This is a genomic window from Paenibacillus sp. JJ-223, assembly GCF_927798175.1.
GTDB lineage: Bacteria > Bacillota > Bacilli > Paenibacillales > Paenibacillaceae > Paenibacillus > Paenibacillus hubeiensis.
In genome coordinates, this window is sequence record NZ_CAKMMP010000024.1 from 1 (window position 1) to 11016 (window position 11016).

At 34.5% G+C, this 11016-nt stretch carries 15 protein-coding genes and 1 pseudogene; 14 read left to right on the plus strand and 2 right to left on the minus strand.

Going from position 1 to position 11016, the window contains the following annotated elements:
- Positions 1 to 217 precede the first annotated feature (217 nt).
- On the plus strand, positions 218 to 736 hold the full coding sequence (locus tag L6H98_RS29240) for a hypothetical protein (protein WP_236421230.1): 519 nt from the start codon (positions 218 to 220) through the stop codon (positions 734 to 736).
- A gap of 108 nt (positions 737 to 844) precedes the next feature.
- Positions 845 to 1066, plus strand: a complete 222-nt coding sequence (locus L6H98_RS29245) for a hypothetical protein (RefSeq protein WP_236421231.1) — start codon at positions 845 to 847, stop codon at positions 1064 to 1066.
- Here L6H98_RS29245 and L6H98_RS31485 read toward each other — a convergent pair.
- Both L6H98_RS31485 and L6H98_RS29250 read right to left on the minus strand, forming a co-directional pair.
- On the minus strand, positions 1044 to 1457 hold the full coding sequence (locus tag L6H98_RS31485; RefSeq protein ID WP_356724861.1) for an IS5 family transposase: 414 nt from the start codon (positions 1455 to 1457) through the stop codon (positions 1044 to 1046). The genes L6H98_RS29245 and L6H98_RS31485 overlap by 23 nt on opposite strands.
- Positions 1433 to 1651, minus strand: a pseudogene (locus tag L6H98_RS29250) (IS5/IS1182 family transposase); the annotation flags it as partial. The gene L6H98_RS31485 and the pseudogene L6H98_RS29250, both read right to left, overlap by 25 nt.
- A gap of 332 nt (positions 1652 to 1983) precedes the next feature.
- Between L6H98_RS29250 and L6H98_RS29255 the strand changes: the two are divergent.
- The 12 genes from L6H98_RS29255 (at position 1984) to L6H98_RS31315 (ending at position 10495) form a co-directional block, all read left to right on the plus strand.
- Positions 1984 to 2667: an Imm3 family immunity protein gene (locus tag L6H98_RS29255; protein ID WP_236421233.1), complete on the plus strand. Its 684-nt coding sequence runs from the start codon at positions 1984 to 1986 to the stop codon at positions 2665 to 2667.
- A gap of 556 nt (positions 2668 to 3223) precedes the next feature.
- Positions 3224 to 3496 (plus strand): SMI1/KNR4 family protein, encoded by a 273-nt coding sequence (locus tag L6H98_RS29260; RefSeq protein ID WP_356724864.1) that lies wholly within the window; start codon positions 3224 to 3226, stop codon positions 3494 to 3496.
- A gap of 655 nt (positions 3497 to 4151) precedes the next feature.
- Positions 4152 to 4520 carry a ribonuclease toxin immunity protein CdiI gene (cdiI, locus tag L6H98_RS29265; protein ID WP_236421234.1) on the plus strand — a complete coding sequence of 123 codons (369 nt, stop codon included), beginning with the start codon at positions 4152 to 4154 and terminating at the stop codon, positions 4518 to 4520.
- Between the two features lie 446 nt (positions 4521 to 4966).
- Complete coding sequence (locus L6H98_RS29270; RefSeq protein ID WP_236421235.1) at positions 4967 to 5653, plus strand: Imm3 family immunity protein; 687 nt, start codon at positions 4967 to 4969, stop codon at positions 5651 to 5653.
- Between the two features lie 177 nt (positions 5654 to 5830).
- A complete protein-coding gene (locus L6H98_RS29275; RefSeq protein ID WP_236421236.1) occupies positions 5831 to 6214 on the plus strand; it encodes a hypothetical protein in 384 nt (127 codons plus the stop codon).
- Positions 6215 to 6426: 212 nt separating this feature from the next.
- Positions 6427 to 7026 carry a pentapeptide repeat-containing protein gene (locus L6H98_RS29280; protein ID WP_236421237.1) on the plus strand — a complete coding sequence of 200 codons (600 nt, stop codon included), beginning with the start codon at positions 6427 to 6429 and terminating at the stop codon, positions 7024 to 7026.
- A 51-nt stretch (positions 7027 to 7077) separates the two neighbouring features.
- Entirely contained in the window at positions 7078 to 7443 is a 366-nt protein-coding gene (cdiI, locus tag L6H98_RS29285; RefSeq protein WP_236421238.1) for a ribonuclease toxin immunity protein CdiI, read from the plus strand.
- 188 nt (positions 7444 to 7631) lie between these two features.
- Complete coding sequence (locus tag L6H98_RS29290) at positions 7632 to 8189, plus strand: hypothetical protein (protein ID WP_236421239.1); 558 nt, start codon at positions 7632 to 7634, stop codon at positions 8187 to 8189.
- 48 nt (positions 8190 to 8237) lie between these two features.
- On the plus strand, positions 8238 to 8621 hold the full coding sequence (locus tag L6H98_RS29295) for a hypothetical protein (protein ID WP_236421240.1): 384 nt from the start codon (positions 8238 to 8240) through the stop codon (positions 8619 to 8621).
- A 226-nt stretch (positions 8622 to 8847) separates the two neighbouring features.
- On the plus strand, positions 8848 to 9654 hold the full coding sequence (locus L6H98_RS29300) for an SMI1/KNR4 family protein (protein ID WP_236421241.1): 807 nt from the start codon (positions 8848 to 8850) through the stop codon (positions 9652 to 9654).
- Between the two features lie 179 nt (positions 9655 to 9833).
- Entirely contained in the window at positions 9834 to 10250 is a 417-nt protein-coding gene (locus L6H98_RS29305; RefSeq protein ID WP_236421242.1) for a hypothetical protein, read from the plus strand.
- A 122-nt stretch (positions 10251 to 10372) separates the two neighbouring features.
- The gene (locus tag L6H98_RS31315; RefSeq protein ID WP_290371508.1) at positions 10373 to 10495 is read left to right on the plus strand and encodes a hypothetical protein; all 123 of its coding nucleotides are present in this window, start codon (positions 10373 to 10375) and stop codon (positions 10493 to 10495) included.
- Positions 10496 to 11016 lie beyond the last annotated feature (521 nt).

Consider the following 11016-nt stretch of genomic DNA (forward strand, 5'->3'; position numbering starts at 1 on the left):
ATTTTTTTGAAAGGGGTGGAAATTTAAGATTTGATAGCGACAGGGCACTGAGTTGTGGTAGTGCTGCTTTTGTTCTTGAAAATTGGGTTGATTTCTACAATAGTAGAATAGAAAAAGATATTAGCGATTTGAATTTGGAGAGCATTGACCTTAATGGTAATTGAATCTGGAGATATACTCGTAAAGTAACTAGATCAGTATTGGAGGTATAAGTAATATGGATTTTTCATTATATATTGGTTCTGATTTGCCCAAAAAAGAATTGGGGGAATTGCTTTACAGTATGATATTTGAAGTATTATTTGTAGAATTAATCGATTATGAGGCCGAGGTACGGGATTCGTCCTTTGCTCAGGAGGTAAATGTCGTGTGCACATATTTTTCAATGGACACTAATTCAGATGATGATGACGACTATACTGAACGTTTTAGGAAAGCAAATCTCGAATCATATGGTGTGGATACGAATGTCTTTTTTAGTATTCAATTTAAATCATATTCGTTTGAAATCGGATGGTTAAAGCTGCTCGAAGTCATTGGAAAACTATTACAGTTAAACGATTCGGATTTGTTTGTGTTGGACGATACCTCATATCCGCTATTGAAGAGGGTTAAGGGGCGTTTATTAATAAACAGTAATTTAGATTATCGATGGTGGTATTTGACTACAGAAAATCTAGAACTACTGAATTATCCTTATGATAAAGAAGACTTTTTAAAGGAAAGTGAAAAATAGAGATTACTAATTACTCACAATGCGAACTTGACACACTGCTGTGGGTTCTTTTCTGTGAAAATCAAAATGAACTCAGTTCATCCGGTTATTACTGGAGGTTTGAATAAAATGGATTTTAGATTATCTTTTGATTGCCCATTCTCTAAAGAAGAATTGAGGAAACTTATCCATTGTGTTTTATACGAAGTGTTATTTGTAGAACTAATAAATTATGATGCATATATAAAAGATTGGTCGGATGATCGACAGATAAGTATGACTGCTACTTACTTTTCTTTAAGTATTAATCTAGAGCGTGTCTTCAAACCTAATTTAACCATAGCAAAATAGAAGCCAGCGTTAAAAAGGCTCCAAACGTGCAGGATAACTTATCATATCGTGTAGCCAGCCTGCGATAGTGCTTCAATTTGTTAAACAAACATTCTACGAGATGGCGTTCTTTGTACAACCACCAATCGCATTCACGCTGGATTTTGCGATGTTTTCGGCTTGGTATGACCGCCTTAGCTTGCTTCTCACCTAGAAGGTTTAGAATATTATTCATGTCGTATCCTCGGTCAGCAATCACGTTCATCCCTTGAAGTTCCATCGACTGAAGCATTTCATACCCTGTTACGCAGTCATGACGTTGACCGCCGGTTAACTCGTAACGAAGCGGGTTACCAAGACCGTCGACTATGGCATGTATTTTGGTCGTTATTCCGCCTCGGGATCGCCCGATTGCTTGGAATTGCTGCCCCCTTTTGCGCCCGCTCCATGTTGGTGGACGCGAACGATCGTTGCATCGATCATGATGTTTTCAAAGTCAGGTGTGATGGAAACATGTTTCAATATTCCTTCCCCAACTCCGGCAATCTGCCAACGTCTGAAACGCGTATACACGATTTTCCATGAACCGTAATGTTCAGGCAAATCGCTCCATGGGGCTCAGATCTGTTAACCCTAAACATGGCGTTCAGCATCGTTCGATGATCTTTGTCAGTTCGCCCTCCCTGAGGTTTTCGTTCAGGAGGTAAGCAGATGTTTAATTTGATCCCATTGGTCGTCCTGAATTTCGTATCGTCTTTCCAAATGAAAACCTTTCCATTATTGATACTAGAATCATAGTTTTATAGTTTGAAGCCACGCTTTAGTTGCAACAGTATTATTAGTGAATTTAAAAAAGATTTTCCGAATTTCGATATTGAAGTGATTCATAATAACGGAAATAAGATTCCGAAAATGGAGACAGAAGGGGAATGAGTTAAATGTGGAAATATGAAGAGTGCATCGATGCATTTATGGAAGAATTTTCAGAACGGAAGCAGAGAGACAATGTAAGTAATAGCGAGGCTTTAGTTAGAACTTTTGGTGAATTTTATAGTCCGAACATGGAAGATGAAATGGCGAAAGCAATAATTAATGTGTTATATGTAGAACTAGCTTCAAAAAATTCAAGGATTTTCATTAAGGCAAAGGAGAATAGAGAGAAAGCATTAAAGTCAATTAATTTCGAAAAAATCATAAGTCAAATCGAAATGAAACAAATTACTAAAAGCCAAATTGATGAATTGATTATTCGTCGAGATAATGCGTTAGAACTAGTTAATACTATTCAGGTGGATTTATATCCAGATGCAAGATGGTACTATGAGGAACTTATAAATGAAGTAAATCAATATCTTGTAACAGTTGAGAATGAGAGACCAGAATTTATTGTTCAAGATGTATTAGAACATTTTGATAGGGCCTGCAACAACACAACTAGTGAAAAAATGACTATATATATGTTACTAGGAGAAAAATTAGTTAAAGAACATACATCCATTCCAGATAGCATATTAAAGGAATTGGTACAGTTTAATCGTGATGATATTGGAGATCAGCTGCTATTTGAAGAGATAAATGACTTAGAGTCACGAATTAAAAAAGTACTTGAGTTAAATGGTTAAGGATATTATTATATCAATCAATATTTTTTATTTAGATATATCAATAATTTTGTGTGAATTCTAGAGACAAAGACATACCTTTTCTTCAAACAAAATCAAATTGAATTAAGATAACATGGTGATAGTTGGTAGAACAGCTATCATCTTTTTTATATTTCTATTTTAAGTTTACAACTTAGGGGACGGGTGAATTTGACAATTCCATTCCTGAGCAATTTTATGAAGAAAATGAAGGCATGAATGCGGCAGATTTCTGAAAAACACTTGTATAATTCTGATGATCTATAAAAAGGAGTATCCATTTAATATAAGTACACCAGCTACTCCGATTGGATCTCATAGTGTCTTTATTAATCTTGAGAAAAAGCCACCAAAGACTAATAGAGACTCGCAATTCCCCTTTTATGGAGGTAAATAACATGCGAAGTATTACTATATTAGAAAAGGTTTTTAATGTAGAATTTCCAAATAAATTTAGTGAAAAAATGGATCATATCTCAAAAAAAATTGGGTGTGGTAATAAGCTTGTCTTGAACAATCGAATTGGTCCATTTCAATAATAAAGGTTTTAGAATTTGATTCGGAAAAAGAGCAGAGTATTTTTAGAGTATATACCGAATTTAGAGATTTGATGAAGGAAGGCAGTATCCCTATTGCAAATGCTGGGTATGAAGATTATATATGTCTATATTTTATTGATCGAAAATTACCACCAAAAGTTATATTATGGTGCTATGAGCGGGCATTTGAGAGCATTGATTACGCAATATTCCCTTTAGCAGATACTTTTGAAGAGTTTATAGAAAAAATAGAACAAGTAGATGCTTAGAAGAAGGCTTAGGTGTCGCTTGATCATTACTTTAAGAATAACAATCAAAAATCAGTATCTGTTAACCTACGATCGTGTATGGTGGAGGCAGCAATTGGGGCAATAAAAAGAAAAGTAAAACGGGAGAGACTGTTTCGAGAAGCAGAGAAGTAGCTGATAATGCAGCAGGCTCTGGATCAACCGGTAAATCAGCAAAGAATGCATCCCAGTCGGAGAGCAAAAATACGAGTCGCATACCTTCATCTAAAACAAGTGAGACAGATACAACGACAACGCCAAAAAATAGTACGACGTCGAAGAATAAAAATAACCAAGATGAAGCTCCAAATGAGATGAACTCTTGGAAACCTAAAGCATCGAAGAAGAAGGATGGGGGTAGATATCTTACAGAATTCCTGCATTGAATAGAGCTTTAGAGGAAATTCCTGGTGAATATAAAAATATCTCTAAACCCAAGACTGTCTACGATCCTAAGATCATATCAAATGTGCTAATGATTATTTGAGGTAAAGAGGCTATGAAAGTGGTGTGGTTAAAGGAAGATTAGTAATTGGATACGCTTCAAATGGACTTAGGTTTACGAAATATCTTGATGAAAATGGGAAAATTTCAAATTTTCATCCGTGATTTGAAAAAATAATCAAGGGGCAGCTCTATGTCAAATGTAAAAAAAACACATGAAAAAGAAATGATAGATCTTTTTTATTTTGCTATTGGAGACGGGAATCTACTTAGAGCTTTGGAAAAGCATAGTAAAGGGCAGGGGTTTGGAGTTGAGCATATTTGGTGTTTGTTTGCAGGCGAACTAGAAGAGTGGGAAGAAGGATATTTCGGAGAAAATGGAGTTTGTTATTATTTTGATCACCCTGCAGTAACTGAAGATGAAGCCATTGTACTGGATTACCCTACTTTTTATGTTTATCTTAAAGAAGCAAGCGAAGTATATTTGTCGAGACATTCTAATGACAAGGATGCAATTGAATCTTGGTTACATCAAATTAAACAAAGATTTAAAATAGTATAACCTATGGAACAGGTTTTACTATTTTGTTTGCATAGTAGCACAAGAATCTTGTGGGATTGATTGTCAAACCAAGTGTGGCAGTTCCTCTAAAAAGTTGTGAGTGATTCTCACCCCAGCGAGATTTGTACCTTGTCAAGTAATTAGAGCGGGAGGGAGGCTAAGAATTGGTTGCACGTATTTTTCAATGAGCAATAATTTAGAGGATGATGATGAAGACTATACTGAACGTTATCAGAAGGCGAAATGCGTATGGTGTAGATATAAATGTTTTATTTCGAAAGACATGAACAGGCTGATTTATATCTATAGCTTCAGAAGAAGGGAACAATGGGCCTCACCTCCAATACATATAATGAACATAGCTGCGATTGATAATGAGTATTTAGAGTCCAACCTTCTTTTACTATGAATTTAATAGAAATCTGCATTATAAGGATTTGAAAAATATGGCATGGAACTATCAAGAATTAATAGAGTCATTTATTGAAGAGTGCGAAGGATATAAAAATATTAATCATCTGAGTCACTATGAGGCCGTATCTCAGGCGTTTGATGAGAATTATAGCGAAAAATATTCTGATGAAATGGAAAAGGCAGTCCTTTGGATTATTGTAGCTGAACTAAGGTTACAACAGCCTCGAATATATAAGAATGCTAAGGATAATTACATTTTTAAACTTAAGTCAATAAATTTTCAAGTGGTAAAAGAATATATAGAAAAAAAGCAACTAACAAAAGAAGAATTTGAGGATCTTTATTTAAGAAGAAACAGAGTACTTGTGGAAATTGAAAAAATGCCAACGGATTTTTGCCCGAAAGCAAGATGGTTTTATGAAGAAATCACAGATAAAGTGAATGATTTATTTGTGAAGTCTGTAAATATTGAGGAAACTATTGATCATGTGATCGCTTATTTCAAGAGTGAATTTCGAAATAAAGCATGTGCCAAAAAAATTGTTTTTGCAACAATAGCTGAAAATTTAATGCGAGGCAATTATAAAGTACCTGACCATGTCATAAACGAGATTATAGATAATTACATCGATAATTCCCAATTTGAACTTTCTCAAGAGGAAAGCCTAGATTTATTAAATAGAATTGATAAGATTCTTGAATTACTTGAACTTAAATAAATCGAAATTTTGTTTAAGCATTCAATCCCAAAGCGATGAAAGCTTTTCTAAGCAAAAATGTTTCATTGACCCTGAAAAAACTCTACGCTACTACAGTTAAAGGGGCTACTTAATAGTTAAAGATGCTTTGGGAAATGGACGGTTTAACCCATTATTTAATTTGAAAGGATAGTTGTTATGAATATACATTTTAGTGTATCCAAATTCATTGAAGAAAATAAAGGAATTAATTTAATGAAATTATATGATTTTCTTATTTCAGAAATTTCAAAAGATACTCTTTTGCCTACGATTGAGTATATTATGTGTACAGAGGAGGAGGAAATATCTATCCTTCAAGATGATTTGTATAGAGGAACTAAATATGAAGGGGTTCTATGTGAAGGGAATCAATACTTGATAAAAAAAATGCATGATAAGGTTTTAGTTATAGATGCAGTAGCCGAAGAATATTGTTCAGACCATAGTATAACAAGGTTTGAACTGTTAAAGAGTGATTTTGTTGAAGTGATCCAACACAAAGAAAGAGTACTGGAATTGATTAAAGATTTGAGAAATTGAGAATCTATTGTCATAACCTTGAATGGCTTATGCTTTTCAAGGTTGCTTTTTTATGGGGGCTATCCAGTGCTGAATGAACTCAATAACATATATTATCCATATAATCGAAATAGAAGTGATTTATAACACTAAAGGAGGAGCAGGAAATATTTTTGGTCTCCAAGTTATCAGTAATCTCAATGGTCACACAAAGCCAAAAAAGGGTGATTAGAATGGTAGATGAAAAAAACATAATTAAAAAATTTGAATTTCATCAAGTATGGTTAGATTCAGTGGGGAGGGAGGGGGAGAAATTGGTACTTGACGAAATAAATCTGGAAGGTCTCGACTTGTCCAATTTTTCCTTTAAAGAAGCTAGGTTAATTGAATGTTCGTTTGATAGTATGAGCTTAGAAAAAGGAAATTTTATTTTAACTTGGCTATATTCATCAACGTTTAGAAATGCTTATTTACAGGGGGCTAACTTCTATAAAGGTTATGTTTCATATTCGGATTTTAGTTACTCTAATCTTAGAAACTCAAAATTTACAGATTGTGAAAGTGCAGAGACCATTTTTTTAGGGGCTGATCTTTCGAATGCTGAGTTAAATGTTTGTTATTTTAGTAGTGTAGACTTTAGAAATTCAAAACTGGATAATGCAAACATTGAAGATTCTTTTTTTGAAGATGTTTTAGTAAAGGGTGCAAGCTTCAAAAATGTTAAGGGAATTGAGAAGGCTAATATTATAAGTATAAATATTGGAACTACAGAGGAACCAATAACCTTAGGTGATGAACAAGCAAAAAGGTGGATTTTTGAAAATTGTATGTGATACTTTCCTTACATAACCCGGTTTCCAACACTAAACTGAAAGAGATAAACAATGAAAATAAATAAGAATTTTGATGAATTAACTGCAATGGAACTATACTTCCTCTATCTTGATGAAGATAAATTTGTAGATGCTCTTGAAGATTTTTCAAACTCGATAGGATATGGTATTTCGGAGTTTATCTGTTGTGCATTTCCATCTGAATATAAGTCGTGGGAAGAGGGATATTTTGGAGATAAAGGCGTGAAATTTGAAGTTGAACCCCCAGCAGTTGATGAAATTAAATATGAAATAGTATCCAATACAGACTTTATTGATTTTCTAGATAATTTAACCAGTCAGTACTTTCTTTCGCATCCTATGGAGAAATCTAAAGTGGAATTTCTTTTAAACCAAATCAAAACTACATTAATTTAATAAGTGGGGCTACCCAGTTCCGAAAGAACCCATCATTCAACCAATAACACTTATAACTCATCTAACGCTATTCCAGATACATCAAACAGGTTGATTATGGTCAGATACCAATGTATTCATTTCAACTTTGATTTTTGGGGGTTAATCGTCATGAGAAACTTTATACCCATGATAAAGGAGGCATTGTAATGAGCTATGTCTATGACAATGGTCAACTCTGTATGGACTTCTCCAATGAAGAGATTATTACATATCTGGTAGAACCTTTGAGCAAACATCCGAAGGTAGAGCTTAGAGTTCTTTCAGGTGATGAAGAATTTATACCTGCTTCAGGGAAACGGATCGAATACGTTGTTTTAGATGGAGAACATGAAGATGTTCACGTTAGTTTTTACCGTCATCAAACGTCAATTTTTTTCTTGAATGAGGAAATGATGTTTATTGATGATGCGGTAAAGGGAAATTACACTTCAAGTGATACGTACGGTAATGTCGTTTATGAAGGAAGTCTAAGAGACAAGTCACATCAAGAGATTCTTGAGTTGATTTATGAAATGCTTACTATAGTAATTGGAGTAAAAAGCACAACAATTGAAGAAACAAAAATTTCTCAGGTAGGATTAGAGTATCCAAAATGTGAATATAAAATAAAAATGACCTCAGATGAAATGGTAACAAAAATAGTGAAATATGCAAATGTAACATTGTATTTGAATGGTTCTGACCACGTTAGTGACTTCGTGTAAAAAATTCGTTCAACTTATATAACAAGATATAAATTGAAGGAGGAGCTTATGCATTATGATATTCGTGAGATTCTTCAATATTACGATTCAGATTTGCGAGTATATGATTACGATCAATTGATAGAAATTGGTGTGAGCCGAAATAACGCTGAATTCATGGTTTCTGTGGGAGTGCCAGAGGATTATGATGATTTTGTATTTTATGGAACGGATGCTATTCAAAAAATGTTAATTGACGGTACAGTTTTTATTAAAATTGGTCATTATGCGTGTTACGGGATACTTGGCTCAAATGGACTGTACATAAAAGAAGGGGAGGATGAACTTTTTACAAGCTCATCCTATCGTAAACCTCAAATTTATATGCTAAATAAAAACTTGAAAACATTTTTTTGGTTTCATTTAAAAAAAATGAATTGGCAATGGAAATGAAACGAGAAGGTGGTTATACTACACAAAAATATGTGAAAGAACTACATAGGCTGTATAAACAATTAGATCCTCTGGCAATGAAAGATGCTGAAGGATATTGGTCACATCTAATTGAGGACTATGCAACTGGATTATGAACCTCATCCTGAGGCTGCATTGGGTTATACAACGGATGGATGTCACAGCAAGTCTGTGTTCTTCCAGTGAAAGGAGTACATAAACTACTATGCAAATGCCATTAAAAAGTGACCATATCCCACCTATAGGGGATTCTACAAATCTTTTTGATCGACTGTTAAAATATATATCCAGAATCGATGAGGATTGGGTGAATCGAATCGAACCAGCAAAACAAGAGGATATAACTACACTGATTCATCTGACACAAATGAAAAATCACGGGTATCATTACCCTAAAGAATATGAGGTGTATTTGAATTATATGGGGCAGAACGACCAGGGGTTACTCAAAACTCAACTTCCGGGATATGCTTCCATTTCAGAGATCATTGAAACGTATGAAGGGATCCATGAAGAAGAACCAGACACTTTAAGTGATAGATATATACATTTTTTTCAAACTGAATTATTTTATGGTCAACTATCCTTTGATTTTACCCAAACTGATCATCCTCAAATTGTTATGACTAATGAAGAAAGCCAGTTTGTCAGTTATTTTGCCGAAAACTTTGAAAAGCTCTTATTTCAATGTGCGTTTAGTAAATACGAAAGATTGAATTATGATAAGTGTATTATCTTTGCTGGATCCCGTTACATGCTTAAAGAAGCAATGGAAAGGCACCATGTATCAGATGCAAGGGACATCATTGATCCATTTTTCGAAACCTATGATTTTCAAAGAGCCTGGTTTAGTGACCCGACCCATCATATCGGTTATAAGGACGGTATAAGCGTTTACATTGATAGTAAAAATAATGCTTTGCATGGATTTATAGCAGGTGATTTAGATAAACATATCGACACTATTGGCGCAACTTTACTGGCTGAATTAGGTGTCGATAAAAAAAATTAAAGCTTCACGGTGTGGATATTAAGAGTTTTTTTGTAGATACTTTTTCACCTGAAGTAGGCAACTGTTCTGTATAACAGTAAGTGACAAAAAGCAGAACAATGCGTCTATGGAGTGTTACTGAGAATATTTTCTTCAGCGAAAGAGCTTTCGTTATAAAAGATCAAGGAGGGAATCTATTTGTGACGTATTCAAGAAAATTGATTAGAGAGCAGCTTATTGATGCTGTCCATGGTATAGAGGAAGCAACCCATTACTTTCAGGAACGATTAAATGACAAGCTATTGTTGGACTTGTTAATCAAAATCGCTATGGATGATTATTCGACGGATGCATCTGCAAAAGCTTCATATTGGATTTCCCATTTTTCTGAGGACCTTCTGATCGAAGTAGAAGACAAGTTACTGATTCTTCAAAAATATAAGCTTAATGCAATTTCAGCATTTGCCATTATAGCTTTATCAAGGATCAACTCTAAAAAGGGGTTAAGCTACCTCGTCAGACATCGAATTGGCCCAAAGGTGAATTGGTGGGAATCGAAGGCGCTCAATCAGTATTTGAAAAATGAGGGATCTAAAGACTGTAGCCAACACTATTGAGAACGGATTAAAGCCTATTTTTCTCTTCATTTGAAACCGATATATATTATGTGAAAGATTGGGTGTAAGGTTTCTTAGAAGTATCGCATTTAATATAGGTGTCTGATGAAGGAATAATATTCATGAGTAGATGGAAATCGTACATACAAGGCATTTTTAAAGGAACAAAGAATAATGAAGCCAATATAGAGCCAACTTTGAAGGAAAACAATCTTTCCGTACAAGAAAAAGATCTGGTTCCTTAAATTTTTAAGATCCTGCGGACTTCGAGCAAATTCTGAATGATCCGTACTGTCTTATCTGAAAGACTTGTCTGTCACAGAAATGCTCCCACGAACTTATGTTGATTTTATGCGTAGAACCGGCAATGGTATAGCTTTTTGGCGGGTACAGACTTTTCGATGCATTATATTAGTAACGTAAGGGAATTGAGGCGCTTTCAAATTTTCTAATTTCGTATGTTGAATAAAGAGGCGATTCTATGAGAAAACGATGTATCTGTGGAGTTATTCTCTCGGATACAAGAGTTCCTAACAAGGTAGTGTATTGGACATACTCTGTATTAGAGGAAGCAAAGCTTCGCCAAACGTTTATGAACAAGGATTATCCCGAAATAAAGCAATTTGCCGTATGGTATTGCGAACAATGCAAAAGGTTCTATCATTGGCAGGATTGGAAAGTGTATACGTATGGTTTAAGAGGTATTTCCAGAGAGGGTACTACCTTGGATTGGTCGGACCTAGAAAACGTATATTACTCGTTCGAT

Excerpts from the sequence above, each read along its gene's own strand:
- cdiI (WP_236421234.1), top strand. The coding sequence starts at position 4,152 with ATGTCAAATGTAAAAAAAACACATGAAAAAGAAATGATAGATCTTTTT.
- L6H98_RS29295 (WP_236421240.1), top strand. The coding sequence starts at position 8,238 with ATGCATTATGATATTCGTGAGATTCTTCAATATTACGATTCAGATTTG.
- cdiI (WP_236421238.1), top strand. The coding sequence starts at position 7,078 with ATGAAAATAAATAAGAATTTTGATGAATTAACTGCAATGGAACTATAC.
- L6H98_RS29245 (WP_236421231.1), top strand. The coding sequence starts at position 845 with ATGGATTTTAGATTATCTTTTGATTGCCCATTCTCTAAAGAAGAATTG.
- L6H98_RS29300 (WP_236421241.1), top strand. The coding sequence starts at position 8,848 with ATGCAAATGCCATTAAAAAGTGACCATATCCCACCTATAGGGGATTCT.
- L6H98_RS29275 (WP_236421236.1), top strand. The coding sequence starts at position 5,831 with ATGAATATACATTTTAGTGTATCCAAATTCATTGAAGAAAATAAAGGA.
- L6H98_RS31315 (WP_290371508.1), top strand. The coding sequence starts at position 10,373 with ATGAGTAGATGGAAATCGTACATACAAGGCATTTTTAAAGGAACAAAG.
- L6H98_RS29255 (WP_236421233.1), top strand. The coding sequence starts at position 1,984 with ATGTGGAAATATGAAGAGTGCATCGATGCATTTATGGAAGAATTTTCA.
- L6H98_RS29270 (WP_236421235.1), top strand. The coding sequence starts at position 4,967 with ATGGCATGGAACTATCAAGAATTAATAGAGTCATTTATTGAAGAGTGC.
- L6H98_RS29290 (WP_236421239.1), top strand. The coding sequence starts at position 7,632 with ATGAGCTATGTCTATGACAATGGTCAACTCTGTATGGACTTCTCCAAT.
- L6H98_RS29280 (WP_236421237.1), top strand. The coding sequence starts at position 6,427 with ATGGTAGATGAAAAAAACATAATTAAAAAATTTGAATTTCATCAAGTA.
- L6H98_RS29240 (WP_236421230.1), top strand. The coding sequence starts at position 218 with ATGGATTTTTCATTATATATTGGTTCTGATTTGCCCAAAAAAGAATTG.